A 16,858-nucleotide genomic window follows, 5' to 3' on the forward strand; every position below is an offset into this window, starting at 1 on the left:
CAGGAAACGCATCAGCCCCCGGCCAACCCTAAGTCGTCGTGAACGGTTGCGTCAGGTGGGGGAAGTCAAGGTGATGCCACCGTCTGTGTCCTTCACGGCGCGCAGCGGAAAAAGCGCGGTCACGGCACCAAGAAATCCATCGACATCGCCGATCTCGAAGCGACCGTCGACCTCGGCATCCCTGAGTCCTGACACATCAAGCCGGATTTTGCGATTGGTGTACCGGTTCATCTCGGCGACGGCGACGGCAAGCGGTGTCTGGTGGAATACGAGGTGTCCGCTGAGCCAACTCATTGACACCTCGGTGTCGACCGGCCGCGGCCTGTCGTGCGGCGTCTGGCCGAGATTGATCGCTTCGCCAGGGCGCAGAAAGACTGCAGGCCGAGCCTCGGCGTCCGGGCCATCATAGATACGAACTCGGCCATCGGTAAGGGTGACACGTGTTTCATTGTCCCGGCGATCGACGTCGAACCGGGTCCCTGTGGCGACAATGCGGCCGCGGTTGGTCTCGACGATAAAGGGAAGCGACGGATCATGTGCGACCTCGAAATAAGCCTCACCGCGCTCGAGCTCGAGCTCGCGACGTTTCGTATCGACCCGCGCGCTTAAGCTGCTGTCGGAGTTGATGTGGACCCGCGATCCGTCGGCCAGCCGGATAAGTTTCTGCTCACCGACTGCGGTCACGTATGTTGTTGGGCGGCCGAGGAAGATGAGGACCGCGGCGACCGCTAGCGACGCGACGAGCGCGCCGGCCAAGGCATGGATCCTCACTGTATCGGTAATGCCACGCTTGCCGCCCCGTGCTAGCACCGCACGGGTCGCCTCCGCAATATCCCGGTCGGCACCGATGGTCGCCGCCCGGCTCCACGCCGACTCGACTTGGTGATATGCTTGAGCATTTTGCGGGTCGCGCCGCCAACGGGCGAACGTCTCGATGGTTTCGGTGTCTATCGCGCGGCCGTTGAGCCGCACGACCCAGTCGGCGGCTTCGCGCGCGATGCGCTCTGGATCATCCGGGCGGTCAGTCATGGCGACAGTCGCCTAGTCCTTGAGGTGCTGGGCGCAAAGAGCCAATGCCTTGCTCAGACGCCATTCTACAGTTTTTACCGATATCGCGAAATGGGCGGCGATCTCGTCGTTACTCATCCGGGTGAAGCGGCTGAGCATGAAGACGTCGCGATAGGCCTGGGGCAGGGCGAGCACGATCCTCTTCAGTTGCAAATCCGCCTCTTGTGTCGCGGCGGTCGCGAGCCGAACGTCGACGTCATCCCCATCGCTATCGAGCGGCGCCAACCAACCGCGCACCACAGTACGACGCATGTGATCACGGGCAAGGTTCACAGCAATCTGACGCAGCAGGGCGCGCGGATGGCGGGCGACGTCGTCGGGAGTATAGCGACCGATGCGGACATAAGTATCCTGAACCAAGTCCTCGGCATCCGCAGCCAAGGTGCCGAGTGTCCGGCGCAGCACGCCGGTCAACCACACGGCGTGACGTCGGTACAGTGTATCGAGCGACCTGCTGGCCAGATCGGGGGCCGATTCCAGGCTAAGCGTTGTATCGGCGTGGGGCATTCTTGGCAGATTTGGTGCGATTGGCATCTTGTCTCCCTCGGGCGACGCAGCTGGGCTCCACCGTTTGGGCGGATATGCTAATGTCAGGGGATGCGCGGCCATCGAACGGCAACCGCTCAAAAGGCGGGCACTTCGGTAGTGCGCGGCCACCCGGCCAGAAGGACGGATGCGTGTGACGCCTGGCTTCGGGATCGCTCCCTGCAGAAAACCCGGTAGGGCTGGCTGGTCGTTGGATTCTGCGGCGACACTGGCAAGTTGGCAAGAGACAAATAGCCTGTTCGTACGCGGGGGACGGACTAGCGTGGGTGGAATCATCCAAAATTAGAGCTTAAGCCTCGTCTGCAATCCACAAAGGGTTTGCAGCCAAACCAAGCCTAAAGCTCTGTGTGTTGAGTTTTCGTCAGGCAGCGTCTCGGGTGGTGCCTTTCGACGGCGACGAGACTGCGGCTTCAAGCGCCGCGATGCGGTCGGAACAGACGGCATGAACCGCCTGGCCGAGCGTTTCGACGCACTGGCCGAGCCAGGTCAGTTCGGCAGCATCGATCTGGTAGTGCTTCGAGTAACGCGCCTTGACGTAGGCGTCCTTGAGTTTTTCAAACATGGACCGATGCTCGCGGCTGTCGCGCGGCCATGCGTCTATCAGGCGAGCGTCGAGCCGCTCGGCCTGCGAGCGGAGGAAAGCGATGTTGTGGACGTGCGGCGTGTAGAAGGTCAGCACCAGCAAAACGCAGTGGTAGAGGCGCTCGGTGGATTGGTGAAGCTGGAAAGCTGCGTTGTTGTACCGATGCTGTTCCAGATTGAAGCGGTAGTTATCAAAAAATTCACTCCCGCTCGGCAGCCACTCCTCGAGATACTCCTTAGCCATGCACAGCGCCTGCTCGGGCGTCTTGGGCTTGGGCGTATGCAGCTCGCTGTCGTCGGACTGGTAAAGGGCGATGCCATCCTTCGCTACATCCATGAAGAAGTAGCGGCCGTGCGCCAGCCCGTCGTTCACCTCCTGCAAGGTGTGGACGATGAAATTGACCGGGGTCCTGAGCGTCCGGGTGATCGACAGCTCGCGGATCAACCGCTCCTCGGCATCGGCCCAGTAAGCGACCCGGTCGGTTAGCTCGCCCTGGTTGACGATGATCAGCAGGTCGTAGTCTGACTGATAGCCCTTGGCCGTATGCGGCTCGTCGACCCAGCCGCCGCGGGCATAGCTGCCGTAGAGCACCACCTTGAGAATCTTTCCCGCGGCCCGCTTGCCGGTCGCATGTTGGGCAGCCGCCTCAAATTCCTCGAACAGGATCGCGACAACGCGTTCGAGCTCGCGCTGCTTCGCTGCCGGCAGATGATCCAGGCTGGTCTTCATCGCCTTCACGATATCAGCGGGGCAGGGAAGCTTGGCAAGGATGATCGCGGTGCCGTCGTACTTTCACCGTGACAGGAAGAGGCACTCCGGATGCTTCTTGGCGCACCCTGGTACGTCTGCTGGCAAGACAAACGACTTCGAGCTTTGCCCCGATGCCAGCGACGGGGTGTCCAGCTGCTCTCGATGAGCAACCTACGGACGCGCGCGCGCATTTGCCAGAGCGTTGGCAAGATGCCAGATCAAGCGGCGGCGTGTGCCACCGTGCAAAGGGTGCAGACACGACCGTCGGCAGATTTTGCCAGACCCCCGCACTATCGACAGTTCCAAATTCGACGCAGACCGCTCTCGAATCGTCATCACGACGAATCGTAGTTCATCTTCCGACAGAATAAGGCGGACCGCCGGTCAAGCGGTGGCACCAATCATTCGCAGCAGATCCAGATCGAATAATAATCTGATCAATTTTTTAATAGATCGCCCGACTATTACTGCGATACGCGCAGTTTGCTTGAACACTTCGCTCGTTCCAGCCGATCTTCTCCATGCAGCCAACGTGGCTGCGTTGACGGGAAAGGAATGCGAGAATGAATTTGAAATCGTTCGCTCTACCGACGAGAGGCCGGCTTGCCGATCTCGCCGTCGGCGTGGCGGTATGTGCGGTCGCTGCCGTCGCTGCTCATGCAGGTGCCGATACCACGTTCGCACCTGCGCTGACCAAGTTCACCGACTTCCTCGAGGGCTCGGGCGGTAAGATCATCACCGTCATGAGCCTTGCGGGCGGTGTCATCGGCATGGCTTCGGGGCGTTTCAGCCTCGGCCAGATCGCTGTCCCGGTCGGTGTCGGTGTCGGCGTCGGTACCGGCGTGCCGATCGTCACCGCCGCCGTCACCGCGCTGATCTAGCCGGGTTTTGCAACTCTGAGGGCGGGGTCAGCGCGTGACAGACAAATATCAGGTGCCCCAGCGGCTCGACGATCCGGAGCTCATCGGTCTGTGGACCGTCGATGAGTTCTTGGCGATGGTTGTGCCGTTTGGCTGGGGCATTCTTTCCCGGCATATCTTCATCGGTCTCTTAATTGCAGGGGTGGCGTGGTTCGGCCTGAGGAAAGCAAAAGCCGGCCGAGCTTCATCGTGGCTGTTGCACGCCGCATATTGGTATCTGCCGGGATCGTTCGTCCGTCTCAAGCTGACTCCGCCCTCTCATTGCCGCCTGTTGGCGGGGTAGGGGCTCATGCTCGCCGAGATCGCTCATGGCCGTTCGCAGTCGCTGCTCAAGCAGCGCAACATGCTGGCGGTCTTCGCCCTCGCCCTGATCGGCGTTGTCCTGATGCTGGTTCTCGCATTGTCGACCAAGGACCGCGAGATGGTTTTGCAGCCGGTGCTGTCGAAGCCGCTGACGCTTAGCTCGGCCGGTGTCAGCCCGGAATATTTCGAGCTGGTCACACGCGACACCGCGGTGATGGTGCTCAACCGCACGCCGTCGGGTCTCGATTACTGGATGGAGCAGGTGCTCAAGGTCGTCCACCCCGCCGCCTATGGCCGGGTCAAGGCGGCTCTGGTCAAGATCGTCAATGAGCAGAAGGGGTCAGACGTCGCGCAGGCGTTCGCCATGACGCGGATGACCGTCGACCCCAAAGAGGTGATCTCCGAGGTCACGGGTACGGTCACGACCTATGTCGGCAGCAAGGTGATCGCCAGCGATAATCGCACCTTCCGCTTCCGCTGGTCCTACTCCGGGCTGTCGCTCAGCCTGATCGAGTTCGGCGAATTGGTCGCCGACAAGCCGGGAGCATCGTCATGAACATTCCCGATGCCGGGATCGTCGGCTTCATCACCGGCGGCGTCAGTTACGTCGCTGGCACGATCGCGCGGGTTGAGCCGCGCCTCAAAGGCGCGGGGCTCGGGCTGCTCGCGGTCGGGGTGATGTTCACCGGGCGGCCAGCGTTCGCGGACCAGTACCGCATGGCGGGCGACAACGCCCGGGTGGAGTGCGTCGCTTCGAAAAAGGATCTGACGCGGATCAGCCTCGTCGGTGACCAGTTCGCCAGCCTCAACAAGGTCGCGACTGGCGTGCCGTACAACGACTTTTCGGTCGTCAACGAGCCGGTTCGCGGCGACATCTATTTGTCGGTCCCCGAAACCTATGCCGCCAAGACGATCAACTTTTTCGCCACGTCGAAGAAGGGCTACGTCTACAAGTTCGCCTGCACCGTCGCGCCCGTCGAGGCGCAGCAGGTGTTTGTCACCAACCCGGGTCTTGCCGAGGCGAAGGCGCGGGAGTGGGAAGCGCAGACGCCGGTCGAGGAGACCGCGGTTCGTCTGATCAAGGCGATGGCGACCTCGGCAACGGTCGAGGGCTACGAGGTTCGCCAGCCAAATTCGAGCCCGGCGATGGTCGGCACGCTCTCGGTTCGCCTGATCGCCGAGTACCGCGGCGCGAACATGCTCGGCAAGGTCCTACGGGTCGAGAACAAAGGTACGACTGCGGTCACGCTGCATGAGGCCGATCTCGCACCGCAAGGCACCTACGCCGTAACTATCGCCACGCCCGAGATCGGCCCCGGTCAGTCGACCGTCGCCTATCTTGTCGGCCAGAACGGGAACTGAGCGATGGCTTTTTTCAAGCGCCCGGAGCCCGCTGCCGACGACAACGCTGCCGGGCCGCAGAAGCGCGCCGGAGCGGGCGGCACCAAGGAACCCCGCGTCGATGTTCGCGATCCGCTCGGCGGGGTCAACTCGCGCACCAAGAGGCGCCAGACGATGTGGCTCGCCGGCGGTGCCGGCGTTGCGTTGGTGGCGGGATCGACGTGGATCTTCTCTGGCTCGGACCCGAAGGCTGCAAAGAGCGATCCGACGCAGCCGGTAACGATGAAGATCGCGACCGATGATATGGTCGGCAAGAATATGGCCGACAAGGCGTGGCGCGCCCAGGCCGAGGTTCTGCAGTCGGAGCAGTCGCAGCGTCTTAAGACGGTCGAGGGCGAGGTTCCCAAGGTCCAGTCGATGCAGCAGCAGATCGCCGACCTGCAGCAGCAGAACGCGGCGATGAAGGCCAACGGCGAGAAGGTGATCCAGGTCATGGACGCCGACAGCAAGGCCAAGTCGGCGCAGATCGCTGCGATGAGCAAGGGCGGCGGTGCTGGCGCGGGCGGTCAGGGCGGCGCTGGCGGAGAGCCCTTCCGTGTCGCGGGTAGCTCGGTTCCGCCGTACGGCGCGGCCGGCGGCTATGACGCGCAGGGTCATCCGCTGGCATCGGGTTACGGTACCGGACCGGGCGGACCCGTCGGCGGCATGCCGATGATCGCCGAGGTCAAGACGATCAGCTTCGGTGCTGCCGGAGCTGCCGGCACCGCCGCGTCGGCGAAGGACCTCGGCGTTGCTGGCGGTCGCTTCGAGCATCCCGACGCACCGCCAACGGTCGTCGAGGACTCGGTCGATTATTTACCGCCCAACTCCTACGCCACCGCGAAGGTGATCGTCGGCGTCGATGCGTCCGCTGGGGTCCAGTCGCAGACCGATCCGTTACCCGTCGTGCTCCGGATCACCGGGCCAGCGCGATCGGTCGTCCAGAACGGCCGCGTCCTGACGACCAAGCTCGAAGGCTGTATCGTCAACGGTGCGGCGCGTGGCGACCTCTCGGCCGAGAAGATCTATGTCAAGCTCGCCAAGATGACCTGCGATCAGCCGGGTGGTCGCGTCGCGGTCAGCGAGGTCAAGGGTTTCATCAGCTTCGGCGGCAAGACCGGTGTGCGGGGCAGGGTGGTCACGCGCGAGGGCGGGCTGATCGGTCAGGCATTCCTTGCCGGTATCGCCGGCGGGTTCGGCCGTGCCTTCACCGCCAACACCGACTCCGTCCTCCAGGGCTCGAATGTCACGGTAAACGGCCAGCGCCAGTTGCTCGGACCGGGTGCGATCGCCGCCGGCGGCCTCGGCGAGGGCGTGTCGAAGGCGGGCGATATGGTCAGCAAGTACCTGATCGAGCGCGCCGAACAATACCAGCCCGTGATCGAGATGCCGACCGGCATCGATGTCGAAATCGTCTTTCTTGACGGCGTCTACGTGAGGAGCAGCAAGTGAGCGGTTCATCGTTTGGGCGGCTTGTTCGCTCGCCATCCGGCGTCGCTGCCGCGGTTCTGGCAGGCGCTACTGTCATCGGTCTCCTGACCGGCATGGTCCCAGCGCTTGCCGCTGGAAGGGCGGATACCTCGCTCCGGGTGGCACTCGCAAAGCGACTGCCGAAGACGAAGATCACGGCGGTCGATTGCAACAAGCTGACCGGACTGTGCGAGGTGAGTGCGGGCAACACGCTGTTCTACACTGACAAGAACGCCCGGTATCTGGTCATCGGTCGCGTCTACGACATGGAAACGCGGACCGATCTGACGGCAGCCAAGCTGCTCGAGCTCAACCCGGACACCTTGCTCGGTGCCGCTGCGCACAATGAACCGGCTGCGGGTGATGGGGGTGTCCGCGCCGCGCCGACCAAGATTTCCCTCGCCGAGCTTCCCGCTGGCGGCGCTATCCGCTGGGGTCCGGCTGCAGGTCCCAAGGTCGTTGTCTTCACCGACTTTCATTGCCCGTACTGCATGAAGCTGTCGGAGACTCTCGCGACGATCGGCGTTCGCGTCGAGGAGCGCCCGATCTCGGTCCTCGGCACGCGCGCGCTGAGTGAGAAGGTCTATTGCTCGAAGAACCCGGTGGCGTCGCTCCATGACGCCTATCGCCATGAGGAGCCGACGACCGATGTCGCCAAGTGCGACACCTCGGGGCTCGACGCCAACGAGGCGTTCGCACGACGGCATATGTTTGCCGGCACGCCGATCATCGTTCGCGCCGATGGCAGCGTAATCGAGGGCTACCGCCCAGCGGCCGAGCTTGCGGCCTGGGTCAAGGGCGGTGCCGCGTGAACCAGCTGGCGCTGCTCTTCGGTGCGCTCGGCTTCGTCGTCCGCCCCTTTTGGGTGCTCACCGCGGCATCGGTCGCCGCCGTCCTCGACGTGCTTTTTTCAGGGAGATGGTAATGCGTGTTGTTGTCCGACTGGCACTGCTCGGATCGCTGGTGCCGCTCGCCGGGTGCATGACCAGCGGTACCAATATGCACGGCGACTTCTCGTGCCGCGCACCTAACGGGACCTGCGCGCCGATGACGTCGATCGACGCCAAGGCGGTTGCCGGGTTGGGCGCGACCGCTCAGCCGATTGGCGGGATCGTCGATCCGGCGATGCCGCGCGAGGGCAGGGCGGTCACTGCGTCGGCCGATGGCTCGCCTCCGGGACGTACCGCTGACCGGGTCTTGCGCGTCGTCTTCCCCGCGCACATCGACGCGAGCGGGATCTATCACGACGAGGCGAGCGCCCATGCGGTCGTCGAGCGCGGCGCCTGGACCGATGGTCTGACCGGCGGCGCGCGTCGTTCGGGCGTCGGCACTCAGGTCGCGACCTCGCAGCCCATCGCCGCTGACAGCGTACAACCCAGCAAGCTCGCGACGCTCGACGAGATCGTCGCCGGGCGGGCAGCGCAAGCGCGGAGAAACGAAGGCGATGTAGCAGTCGTGGCTACAGCGGTGACGCCGACGGCGACGTCGGCGGCGACGGTCGCGCTGGTGACGCGCCTCTCGATGATGCGCTCGCCCGGCGCGATCGACCTGCGCGAGGCAGCCGCAGCCGCGTCGGCGGGTCCGGTCAGCGGGCTCGATCCCAACTTCGATACCCCCGACGTGACGCCAGCTTCGGTCGATGAGCCTGGCGCACCAGCCAGTCATTGCACTGGCTACCGCCCGGTCTGGTGGCATGGCCACGCCTATCGGCGACTGCGTCCTTTACCGTGCCCGGTGGTCACGGCCTCGACCGCCGCTCCAGGTGTGTCCGCCGCCCCGGCACCGGTGCCAGGAACGACGGCCGCTCTCAACCGCGCTGCGATCGAGCGGACCGCGACCCCGCTTGCGACCGCCGCTGCCGCAGCACCCCTTTCCGCGCCTGTCGCGCCAGCGGCGACGACTGCTGTTGTCACGGCTGCCGGGCCGGCGGTCGTGCCGTCGAGCTTCGCGCCTACCACCGATCCGAAGGTCGCTGCCGGACGGGTGTCGGCGATGGCCGCGCCGATCGTAGCCGAGCAGGTCAGGCTCGGTCGGGTCGATGCCAAGGCGGCGACGCCGTCTGGTCTCGGGTCGCTGTTCGCGGGGGTCGGCATTGCCGCGTCGTCGAGCGAAGGCGCACCGCGATGAAGGTGAGACGCAAGCTCGTGCCTGAGGGATGTCATTCAATGCCGTTCGGCAAAACCGGATCGGGAAAGTCAGCGCTGGTTAAGCACATTCTCGCTGCTCAGGTCACGCCGACCGGGACGGTAATCGGCAGTGTTTCCGGTAGCCGTGAAGGTCGCGCTGATCCTTCCGTCGACGGTGCACCGATATGACGTTTGTCAGCAAGGTTGCCGGCGCGGTGTTCGGCGAGAATGCCGAAGTCGACTCCGTGCGGCCGATCATCCATCTCGACATGCTGTCGAGCTTTCTGCCGTATCGCTCGTTCGACGCCAAGGAAGGGTTGTTCCTCAACACCCGGTCGAACGGCTTTGCCATCGAGATTCCACCGTTTGTCGGCTCGGACGAGCGGACCGGCGAGGTCCTCGCGCAGTTCTTTCAGGAGGCCATGCCGCAAGGCGCTGACGTTCAGGTCCTGTCGTGGTCGAGCCCGCGGATCGCCCGCAACATGGGTGCATGGTTTCTGCCACGCTACCAGGCGGGCGCGTTCTACCGCCGCATGGCGCGTCATCGCGCTGATCATTTTTTCGCGGGGGTGTGGCAGTCGCTCTCGGTCGATGCGCCGTTCCATCTGCGTAATCACCGCGTCGTCATCTCGGTCTCGGTCGATCACAAGGCCAACGCGACGCGCGACGAGCTGGTTCAGTGCCGCGAAGGCCTGATCAGCGTTCTGCGCAGCCTCGACGCCAATGCGACCGTCGTCGATCCGGTTCGGCTGATCGCGCTGGTCGATGACCTCACATCGCCGACGACGGCGAGCGAGGACGAGGCGGTCGACTACAACGAGCTCGATCCGATCGCCGAGCAGGCGATCCGGCGCGACATCGAGATTCATGTACACGAGGACCGGTTGATCCTTCGGACCGAGCGGTTTCGTCCGACCGGCGAGGATGACGACGGCGTTGCCGAGATCGGCGAGGTCTACCCCGATACCTTCGATATCCGTCACTTCGGCGTCCGCAACTTCCCGGCGCGGTGGACGCCGTGGGAGTGCGCCCGGCTGATCGGCGATCTGTTCTCCGACAAGCTGCGGCTGCCGTGTCCGACGGCGACGGTGCTATGCCTGCGCTACCCCGATGAGCAGAAGTCGAGCGGCAAGGCCGGTTACAAGGTCCTGCGGACGACCGGTCTAGCCGAGAGCCGCGGTGCCAAATACATGCCGAAGATCCGCGAACAGTCGGCGGAGTGGAAGCACGTCCAGGACCAGCTCACGCAAGGGCGCAAGGTCGTCAAGCTCCACTACGGCATCACCACGTATTCGGCGGACGGCGACGGCGATCGCAACGAGCGGACGCTGAAGTCGATCTATCGCTCCGCCGGGTGGGACCTGATGGACGAGCGCTTCCTCCAGATCCAGGGGCTGCTTGCGGCATTGCCGATGACCCTCGGCGACGGCCTCGGCGCCGACATGGAACGCCTCAAGCGGTTCAAGACGATGCTGACCTCGACGGCGGCGAACATGGCCCCGATGCAGGGCGAGTATCTCGGCGGGTCGGTGCCGCACCTGCTCCTCGTTGGCCGCCGCGGGCAGCCGTTCTTCTGGTCGCCGTTCGAGAACGGTGCCGGCAACCATAATGTCACGATCATGGGCAAGTCCGGCTCGGGCAAGTCGGTGCTGCTCCAGGAGCTGTGCGCTGCGCTGTGCGGAGCCGGGGCCAAGGTCGTCGTAATTGACGACGGCCGCAGCTTCATGAACTCGGTCAAGCTCCAGGGCGGCGCGTTCATCGAGTTTACGATGTCGTCGGGGTTCTGCCTCAACCCGTTCTCGATGGTCGATGCCGACCGTGTCGTGGAGGACGAGGACTACAAGCTCGACTGCCTGTCGATGCTCAAGTCGATCGTCGGTCAGATGGCGCGGTTTATCGACAAGCTCAACGACACCGAGCGCGGGTTGATCGACACTGCCGTCAATCACGTCTGGGAGACGCTCGGCACCGCCGGCTCGGTCCACGACGTTGCTGCCGCTCTCACCGAGACGAAGAACCGCGATGCGAGGAACCTCGCGCTGGCGATGTCGCCGTTTTGCAAGGGCGGCACCTATGGCGGTTTCTTCGTCGGTCAGTCGACGCTGAAGCTCGAGTCAGACTTCACCGTGTTTGAGCTCAGCGATCTGTCGACGCGCGAGGAGCTCCGCGCCGTCGTCCTGACGACGATCATGTTCATGACGACCCAGATGATGACGCGGACGCCGCGCAGCGTGAAGAAGATGCTGCTGATCGATGAAGCGTGGCAGATGCTCAAGGGCGGCAGCACCGCCGATTTTGTCGAGGCCTATGCCCGGACCTGCCGCAAGTACGGCGGCTCGCTGTGCACCGCGACCCAGTCGGTCAACGACTATTACAAGTCGTCCGGCGCGCAGGCCGCCCTCGAAAACTCGGACTGGATGCTGGTTCTCCAGCAGAAGCCGGAGACGATTGCCGACTTCAAGAAGCACGAGCGGCTTGAGATGGACGCCGCGACCGAGACGTTGATCCGGAGCCTCAAGCGCAACGGCACCGAGTATTCCGAGGTGTTCATCAAGGGTCCCGAAACCCAGGCGGTCGGTCGTCTCGTGCTCGATCCGTTTTCGGCCACTGCCTACTCGAGCAGCCCGGGGACGTACGCCCAGATCGAGGCGCTGATGGCGCAGGGCATGACCGTCGACGAGGCGATCGAGCGTGTCGCCTACCCGCAAGAGGAGGTGTCCTATGCTATCGCTGCGGAGTAAGGCCAGAGCAGTCGCCGGGGTCGTACCAAAGCGCCGCTATGGTGTCGGTGCCGATGTTGCGTACATCGCGCTAACCACTGCCGGGTGGCTGGCGGGCAATCTGCTCGGCATCCTCGGCTGTGTCGTGGCGATGTTCATCGTCATCAGCCATGGGCACGTCGACACCTTCTTCCTCCATCTCGACAACCTCGCGTCGCGCTACAACGCCGCCGATCTCGGCCGTCGCGCGACGTTCGAGCATCAGCTCGTCCAGGTCTTCGCCGTCGTCCTCAGGCTGACGCTCGCCGTTCGCGGCCCCGTCTTTGTCAGCCGCTTGCGTCGGACGCTGCGCGAAGGGCAGGGGGCATGAGCGCGACCGAACCCCTCTTCCTGCCGGGCTTCGACGCGCCGCCGCGCGATGACGCGCACCCGTTGGGCGAAACCCCGACAGCGCTGGCGACTTTGCCGCGCACCTTTGCCGGCTTGCCGATCGCGACGATCGTCCTTGGCGGTCTGATCCTCCTGCTGGCGCTGCTGTCGGCGTGGCAGACGCGCGAGATCCTCGCGCTGCGGTCCCACCGCATCGTCTCGGTCAGCCTGTCGTCGCTGCTCCACGACTACATCGCCACCGAATCGCACAACGCCGGGTCGCCGGAGATCACGGCGCTCCGCACCAAGCTCTATGTTGGCGCGACCCAGGCGGCGGTCCGTGGACTCTCCGAGCAGGGTTACACCGTTCTCGTCACTGAGGCGGTCGCCGGCGGGTCGGTTCCCGATGTGACACCGGCGGTAAAGGCCGACATCGAGGCGAAGCTGAAGGCGGTCCAGGTGTCAGCCGCCATGGGTGGGAAGTAGCGATGTCGCCGGCTTTCCTCCTGCTGCTGGTCATCAGCACGATCGTCGCTTCGGGCGTGGCGTGGATGATCGTCGGCTTGACCCCGGCGACGGCGATCGGCGTCGCCGGTGCCATCGTGGGCGTGCTGCTTTACATCCGCCCCCTCGATTACGTCGACGCCTCTGCGGCTGAACCCGGCGATCATATCGGAGGCACCGATGTCGGTTGATCCCCCGGGCGGTTCTGTTGTGGCGGCGTCTGACCATGAGCCGCGTTTCTGGACCGGCAGACGGCGTCGCCTCTATAGCCTCATCGCTAGCGCGGCTGCAATTTACGCCGCGTCTTCATCGCTTGGCGACTGGCGCGACAGCCACACGATCCTGATCAACACGACCACCTCGCTGCCGAACTGGGCGTTTGTCCTCGACAAGAGCCATGAGCCTGCCCGTGGCGCGCTGGTCTTCTTCGATCCGCCGTCGTCGCCGTTGCTGACCGCGCATTTTGGATTGCACCCGACGTTCGGTAAGCGCGTCTACGGGGTTGGGGGCGATGTCGTCACCCGCGTCGGCCGGACCTTCTTCGTCAACGGCCGCGAAGTGTCGGTGGCAAAACCTGTCTCGAGCCGCGGAGAGCCGCTCGCGCTCGGTCCGACCGGGGTCATTCCGCGCGGCTGTTTTTACGTCGGCTCGGGCCACAAGGACGGGTTCGACAGCCGTTACGCGGCGATCGGCTGGATCTGCATGAAGCGCGTGTTCGGCACGGGTACGGCGATCCTGTGACCGTCGCCGTCGCCTGGGTCCGGTCTGGCGTCCCGATGTGGGAAGCATGGGACCTTGAGGTCAGCCGCGATGAGGCGCTTGCCGAGATCGATAAGCACGACGTCGAGGGCGGCCGTGACGCCTTCCTCGCCGAGGTCGGTGACCGCCCGACTTATCGTGGCGCGGAGGTGCTGGAATGGCTCGTCTACTGACCTTGCCTTTCATCGCCCCGCGTCCGTCGTCGGTCGTCGTCGCAACCATGTTGGCATGCTTGGCTGCAAGCACGGTAGCCGCTCGCGACTATGGCCAGCTCGGGCCGACCTCACCGGTGATCGAGCCCGATCTTTTGGCGGCGATCGAGGCGCGGCTGATGGCGGCGCAGGCGTCGGGCAAGATCGCGGCGATGAACAAGACGCTTGCCGCGCGGACCGAGGCCAAGGTCAAGCGTCCGCCGCCGGTCGAGGGGCTGACCGCAACGACGACGATGCGAACGTGGACCTACGACCCGACGATCACGGTCGGCAGCGATATCTTCGACAATCGCGGTAATCTGATCATCGCCAAGGGACGCAAGGTCAATCCGCTCGACACTGTCGGTCTTCGTCAGAGTCTCGTGTTCATCGACGCTGACGACGCGGCGCAGCTGCGCTGGGCGATCAAGTCGACGACGATCCTCAATGCCAAGCTGATCCTGACCAGTGGCTCGCCTTTCACCGTGATGAAGGCCGAACAACGCCGCGTCTATTTCGACCAGGGCGGCAAGCTGACGTCCAAGTTCGGCATCCGGCATACACCCGCCGTCGTCGAGCAGGCGGGCAGGGTGCTCAAGATCACCGAACTGGTCCCACCGCGGGTGTCCGCGCACCGTGAGGCGGCATCATGACTGTCGACGTGCTCACCCGCGATCATGGTTTCCGGCGGTGGCTCGCCATGCATCCCGGGCTGTGGCTCGAGGTCGGTGTGTTCGATGACGCCGGCCAGCTTGTTACGCTCGAGGCCGAGCGCCGCCGTCTGTGTCTGCCGCCGATCGCAGCAAGTTGCGCGCCCCACGCACGCCGCAAGTTGCGTCGCGGTCACTCGGTGCCGGCGCGGGCGTCGGTATTTAACGCGACGACCGGAGGCCGGCCATGAACATGATCGACCATAGCCGCATGGCGACGCCGCCGGCACCGCAACCGCCATACCTCCGTCGTCTGCGGATCGTCAGTGCGGCGCTGTGCGTGGCAAGCGCGCTCGGGGTAATCGGGATTGAGCCGATCCGGCAGCTCAGCATTTACGCTGTCGCGCTCGTCGCGTTGGCGATGCTCGGCGCGATCGTGACGGTCGCGCTGTACTGGGTTCTGCGCCGCAGGGTCGAGGCAGCGTATTGGACGCCGGCGCGCGAGGCGGCGCACATCGACGGGGTCGTGCGCGGCATCGATCTGCGTCGCCGGCAGGGTAGGGGCGGGATCGTCCTCGACCGACGTACCGCCGAACCGGTCGGCGTGTTCACGCAGCTGTGGCGCAGCGCCGTCAGCCTCGGCCGGCGCGCGGCCGGGTGGATGCCACGATGATCCGGCGCTCGAAGCTCTTTCGCGCCGTGTCGCGTCTGCTGATCGGTGTCGCTGCCCTTGGTGGCCTTGGTTTGACGCCGGCGGCGGTAGCCGCGCCCGGGGTCTGTACCGGACACTTCGTCAACCCGATCACCGACATTTGCTGGGGTTGCCTGTTCCCGTTGTCGGTCGGCGCATTGCCGATCTGGCCATCGCCCGACGCCGACACGTCGAATCCGGCATTGCCGGTCTGTGCATGCTCGACGCCGTTTCCACGGATCGGCATTGCCATGGGGTTCTGGGAGCCGGTTCGGCTTGCCGATGTGACGATGAAGCCGTGGTGCTTCGTCAATCTCGGCGGGATGAAGCTCGATCCGGGTTTTGACATCGGTCACAAGACGCTCGCCGGTCCGAGCGCTGTCGGCGGCGGCCAGCAGAATAACGGTAGCTGGCAGATCCACTGGTACATGTACCCGTTGATCTATTGGCTCGAGCTCATCGGCGACTGGATCTGCCTCGAGAAGGGCTCGATCGACATTCTCTACCTGACCGAGATCGACCCGCTGTGGCAGGACAGCGAGCTCACCCTGATCATCAACCCCGAAGCGGTCATCTTCGCGAACCCGCTCGCAGTCGCGGCGTGTGCCGCCGACTGTGCCCTGTCATCGACCCATCTTCCTAATGACTCGCTGTTTTGGTGCGCCGGGTGTCAGGGGACGATGTACCCGCTCAACGGCAACAACTCGGCGCAGTACGGCCACGTCCAAGGCAGCCGCCTCGCGCTCGAGCGGTTCGCATTCAAGCTTCACCGCGAGGCGATTGCTCTGGGCACGGCGGGCGAGAAGGCGCTTTGCGCGCCGTACGTGCAGCCGATCATGCAGAAGTCTCAGTACCGCTTCCAAATGACGAACCCGGTGCCGTCGACGTTCGGCCCCGGGACCTGCCCGCCGATCGGCGCGACGACGGCGGTCGGTTCGGGTCAGATGCTTCCCGTCATCGGCGAGGACATGGGCTACCTCGTCTGGCGCAAGCGCAACTGCTGCGTGTTGTGATGCGCCGCCGCTCTCCCCTGCCGCCGTCACTGGCCTTCCTCCTTCCCGCGCTCGCGGCGCTCGTCGTCGACGCTGCATTGCTGCCATGGGCGTCGCCGGCTGACGGACAGGTCGTCGAGGGCGTCGACATCGGCGCGGCGCGGGCGCGGGCGAAAGCCCAGGCCCACGACCTCGACGCGTTCTCATCCGAGGTCGGCAAGCGCGGTGAGGCGCTGCGTCAGCAGGCGGTCGACACCCGGACAGCCGCCCAGGCCAATCGCGCCCGCGTCGGGTCGGTCAAGACTGGTGGAGCCAAAGGCGCGTTCGACTTCGACGCAATGATCGCCGGTGCCGATGCGGCAGCAGCGGGCAGCAAGCTCGAGCGGCCGAAGCTGATCGTGTTCGCCTCGCTGTCGATGCCGGTGCCGTCGCTCAAGACGTTGTTCCGTGATGTCACCAAGGCTGGCGGCGTCGTCGTGTTCCGCGGGTTTAAGAACGGTTCGGTCAGGGACTTCATGGCCGGACTCGCCCCGGCGTTCGACAAGGGTGAGAAGATCGACGGCATCGGCATCGATCCACGCCTGTTCCGAGCGTTCAACGTCGAGGCAGTGCCGACCTACGTCGTCACGGCCGGCGATATCGAGCCGTGCGCCGGGTTCCATTGTACGACGCCGCTGCCGCCGTACGATCGCCTCGCCGGTAACGTCACCACCGATTATGCGCTGACGACGATTGCCGATGGCCGCGGTCCGGGCTCGGCGGCCGCCAAGGTCTATCTCGCGCGGCTGAAGCGCGGAGGCCGCTCGTGACATTGGTGGAGCTCCTTTCGGTGGGAT

At 64.7% G+C, this 16,858-nt stretch carries 21 protein-coding genes; 18 read left to right on the forward strand and 3 right to left on the reverse strand.

Annotation, left to right across the window (positions count from 1 at the left end; all coding sequences use genetic code 11):
• Positions 1-51: 51 nt before the first annotated feature.
• From KZX46_RS21300 to KZX46_RS21310, 3 genes are all read right to left on the reverse strand, one after another.
• On the reverse strand, positions 52-1,029 hold the full coding sequence (locus KZX46_RS21300; RefSeq protein WP_219777302.1) for a FecR domain-containing protein: 978 nt from the start codon (positions 1,027-1,029) through the stop codon (positions 52-54).
• A 12-nt stretch (positions 1,030-1,041) separates the two neighbouring features.
• Entirely contained in the window at positions 1,042-1,602 is a 561-nt protein-coding gene (locus KZX46_RS21305) for an RNA polymerase sigma factor (RefSeq protein WP_219777303.1), read from the reverse strand.
• A gap of 373 nt (positions 1,603-1,975) precedes the next feature.
• Positions 1,976-2,926, reverse strand: a complete 951-nt coding sequence (locus tag KZX46_RS21310; RefSeq protein ID WP_219777304.1) for a HEPN domain-containing protein — start codon at positions 2,924-2,926, stop codon at positions 1,976-1,978.
• A gap of 584 nt (positions 2,927-3,510) precedes the next feature.
• Here KZX46_RS21310 and KZX46_RS21315 point away from each other — a divergent pair.
• From KZX46_RS21315 to trbC, 18 genes are all read left to right on the forward strand, one after another.
• A complete protein-coding gene (locus KZX46_RS21315; protein WP_219777305.1) occupies positions 3,511-3,828 on the forward strand; it encodes a hypothetical protein in 318 nt (105 codons plus the stop codon).
• A gap of 34 nt (positions 3,829-3,862) precedes the next feature.
• Positions 3,863-4,150, forward strand: a complete 288-nt coding sequence (gene traL, locus KZX46_RS21320) for a type IV conjugative transfer system protein TraL (RefSeq protein WP_219777306.1) — start codon at positions 3,863-3,865, stop codon at positions 4,148-4,150.
• A gap of 6 nt (positions 4,151-4,156) precedes the next feature.
• Positions 4,157-4,726, forward strand: a complete 570-nt coding sequence (locus KZX46_RS21325) for a type IV conjugative transfer system protein TraE (protein ID WP_219777307.1) — start codon at positions 4,157-4,159, stop codon at positions 4,724-4,726.
• Positions 4,723-5,532, forward strand: coding sequence for a type-F conjugative transfer system secretin TraK (locus KZX46_RS21330; RefSeq protein WP_219777308.1), 810 nt, complete (start codon positions 4,723-4,725; stop codon positions 5,530-5,532). The genes KZX46_RS21325 and KZX46_RS21330 overlap by 4 nt, the downstream gene beginning before the upstream one ends.
• A gap of 3 nt (positions 5,533-5,535) precedes the next feature.
• Positions 5,536-7,002, forward strand: a complete 1,467-nt coding sequence (locus tag KZX46_RS21335; protein WP_226896338.1) for a TraB/VirB10 family protein — start codon at positions 5,536-5,538, stop codon at positions 7,000-7,002.
• Positions 6,999-7,832: a DsbC family protein gene (locus tag KZX46_RS21340; RefSeq protein WP_226896339.1), complete on the forward strand. Its 834-nt coding sequence runs from the start codon at positions 6,999-7,001 to the stop codon at positions 7,830-7,832. Before KZX46_RS21335 ends, KZX46_RS21340 begins: the two co-directional genes overlap by 4 nt.
• A gap of 112 nt (positions 7,833-7,944) precedes the next feature.
• The gene (locus KZX46_RS21345; RefSeq protein ID WP_219777309.1) at positions 7,945-9,147 is read left to right on the forward strand and encodes a hypothetical protein; all 1,203 of its coding nucleotides are present in this window, start codon (positions 7,945-7,947) and stop codon (positions 9,145-9,147) included.
• A 184-nt stretch (positions 9,148-9,331) separates the two neighbouring features.
• Entirely contained in the window at positions 9,332-11,887 is a 2,556-nt protein-coding gene (gene traC / locus KZX46_RS21350; RefSeq protein ID WP_219777310.1) for a type IV secretion system protein TraC, read from the forward strand.
• Complete coding sequence (locus KZX46_RS21355; protein ID WP_219777311.1) at positions 11,868-12,236, forward strand: hypothetical protein; 369 nt, start codon at positions 11,868-11,870, stop codon at positions 12,234-12,236. Before traC ends, KZX46_RS21355 begins: the two co-directional genes overlap by 20 nt.
• Positions 12,233-12,721: a TrbI F-type domain-containing protein gene (locus KZX46_RS21360; protein ID WP_219777312.1), complete on the forward strand. Its 489-nt coding sequence runs from the start codon at positions 12,233-12,235 to the stop codon at positions 12,719-12,721. The genes KZX46_RS21355 and KZX46_RS21360 overlap by 4 nt, the downstream gene beginning before the upstream one ends.
• A 2-nt stretch (positions 12,722-12,723) precedes the next feature.
• The gene (locus tag KZX46_RS21365) at positions 12,724-12,930 is read left to right on the forward strand and encodes a hypothetical protein (protein WP_219777313.1); all 207 of its coding nucleotides are present in this window, start codon (positions 12,724-12,726) and stop codon (positions 12,928-12,930) included.
• Positions 12,920-13,480, forward strand: a complete 561-nt coding sequence (locus KZX46_RS21370; protein ID WP_219777314.1) for a S26 family signal peptidase — start codon at positions 12,920-12,922, stop codon at positions 13,478-13,480. Before KZX46_RS21365 ends, KZX46_RS21370 begins: the two co-directional genes overlap by 11 nt.
• Entirely contained in the window at positions 13,477-13,671 is a 195-nt protein-coding gene (locus KZX46_RS21375) for a hypothetical protein (protein WP_219777427.1), read from the forward strand. Before KZX46_RS21370 ends, KZX46_RS21375 begins: the two co-directional genes overlap by 4 nt.
• A complete protein-coding gene (gene traW, locus KZX46_RS21380) occupies positions 13,656-14,342 on the forward strand; it encodes a type-F conjugative transfer system protein TraW (RefSeq protein WP_226896340.1) in 687 nt (228 codons plus the stop codon). The genes KZX46_RS21375 and traW overlap by 16 nt, the downstream gene beginning before the upstream one ends.
• Complete coding sequence (locus KZX46_RS21385) at positions 14,339-14,590, forward strand: hypothetical protein (RefSeq protein WP_219777315.1); 252 nt, start codon at positions 14,339-14,341, stop codon at positions 14,588-14,590. The genes traW and KZX46_RS21385 overlap by 4 nt, the downstream gene beginning before the upstream one ends.
• Complete coding sequence (locus KZX46_RS21390) at positions 14,587-15,012, forward strand: hypothetical protein (protein WP_219777316.1); 426 nt, start codon at positions 14,587-14,589, stop codon at positions 15,010-15,012. Before KZX46_RS21385 ends, KZX46_RS21390 begins: the two co-directional genes overlap by 4 nt.
• Positions 15,009-16,043, forward strand: a complete 1,035-nt coding sequence (gene traU, locus KZX46_RS21395; protein ID WP_219777317.1) for a conjugal transfer pilus assembly protein TraU — start codon at positions 15,009-15,011, stop codon at positions 16,041-16,043. Before KZX46_RS21390 ends, traU begins: the two co-directional genes overlap by 4 nt.
• Positions 16,043-16,831, forward strand: a complete 789-nt coding sequence (gene trbC / locus KZX46_RS21400) for a type-F conjugative transfer system pilin assembly protein TrbC (RefSeq protein ID WP_219777318.1) — start codon at positions 16,043-16,045, stop codon at positions 16,829-16,831. Before traU ends, trbC begins: the two co-directional genes overlap by 1 nt.
• Positions 16,832-16,858: the final 27 nt, after the last annotated feature.

The organism is Polymorphobacter sp. PAMC 29334, assembly GCF_019431245.1.
Lineage (GTDB): Bacteria > Pseudomonadota > Alphaproteobacteria > Sphingomonadales > Sphingomonadaceae > Polymorphobacter_B > Polymorphobacter_B megasporae.

Bases quoted from the DNA above. Each gene is read 5' to 3' on its own strand.
- KZX46_RS21300 (WP_219777302.1), bottom strand. From the start codon at position 1,029: ATGACTGACCGCCCGGATGATCCAGAGCGCATCGCGCGCGAAGCCGCC.
- KZX46_RS21305 (WP_219777303.1), bottom strand. From the start codon at position 1,602: ATGCCAATCGCACCAAATCTGCCAAGAATGCCCCACGCCGATACAACG.
- KZX46_RS21310 (WP_219777304.1), bottom strand. From the start codon at position 2,926: ATGAAGACCAGCCTGGATCATCTGCCGGCAGCGAAGCAGCGCGAGCTC.
- KZX46_RS21315 (WP_219777305.1), top strand. From the start codon at position 3,511: ATGAATTTGAAATCGTTCGCTCTACCGACGAGAGGCCGGCTTGCCGAT.
- KZX46_RS21325 (WP_219777307.1), top strand. From the start codon at position 4,157: ATGCTCGCCGAGATCGCTCATGGCCGTTCGCAGTCGCTGCTCAAGCAG.
- KZX46_RS21330 (WP_219777308.1), top strand. From the start codon at position 4,723: ATGAACATTCCCGATGCCGGGATCGTCGGCTTCATCACCGGCGGCGTC.
- KZX46_RS21335 (WP_226896338.1), top strand. From the start codon at position 5,536: ATGGCTTTTTTCAAGCGCCCGGAGCCCGCTGCCGACGACAACGCTGCC.
- KZX46_RS21345 (WP_219777309.1), top strand. From the start codon at position 7,945: ATGCGTGTTGTTGTCCGACTGGCACTGCTCGGATCGCTGGTGCCGCTC.
- traC (WP_219777310.1), top strand. From the start codon at position 9,332: ATGACGTTTGTCAGCAAGGTTGCCGGCGCGGTGTTCGGCGAGAATGCC.
- KZX46_RS21355 (WP_219777311.1), top strand. From the start codon at position 11,868: ATGCTATCGCTGCGGAGTAAGGCCAGAGCAGTCGCCGGGGTCGTACCA.
- KZX46_RS21360 (WP_219777312.1), top strand. From the start codon at position 12,233: ATGAGCGCGACCGAACCCCTCTTCCTGCCGGGCTTCGACGCGCCGCCG.
- KZX46_RS21365 (WP_219777313.1), top strand. From the start codon at position 12,724: ATGTCGCCGGCTTTCCTCCTGCTGCTGGTCATCAGCACGATCGTCGCT.
- KZX46_RS21370 (WP_219777314.1), top strand. From the start codon at position 12,920: ATGTCGGTTGATCCCCCGGGCGGTTCTGTTGTGGCGGCGTCTGACCAT.
- traW (WP_226896340.1), top strand. From the start codon at position 13,656: ATGGCTCGTCTACTGACCTTGCCTTTCATCGCCCCGCGTCCGTCGTCG.
- KZX46_RS21385 (WP_219777315.1), top strand. From the start codon at position 14,339: ATGACTGTCGACGTGCTCACCCGCGATCATGGTTTCCGGCGGTGGCTC.
- KZX46_RS21390 (WP_219777316.1), top strand. From the start codon at position 14,587: ATGAACATGATCGACCATAGCCGCATGGCGACGCCGCCGGCACCGCAA.
- traU (WP_219777317.1), top strand. From the start codon at position 15,009: ATGATCCGGCGCTCGAAGCTCTTTCGCGCCGTGTCGCGTCTGCTGATC.
- trbC (WP_219777318.1), top strand. From the start codon at position 16,043: ATGCGCCGCCGCTCTCCCCTGCCGCCGTCACTGGCCTTCCTCCTTCCC.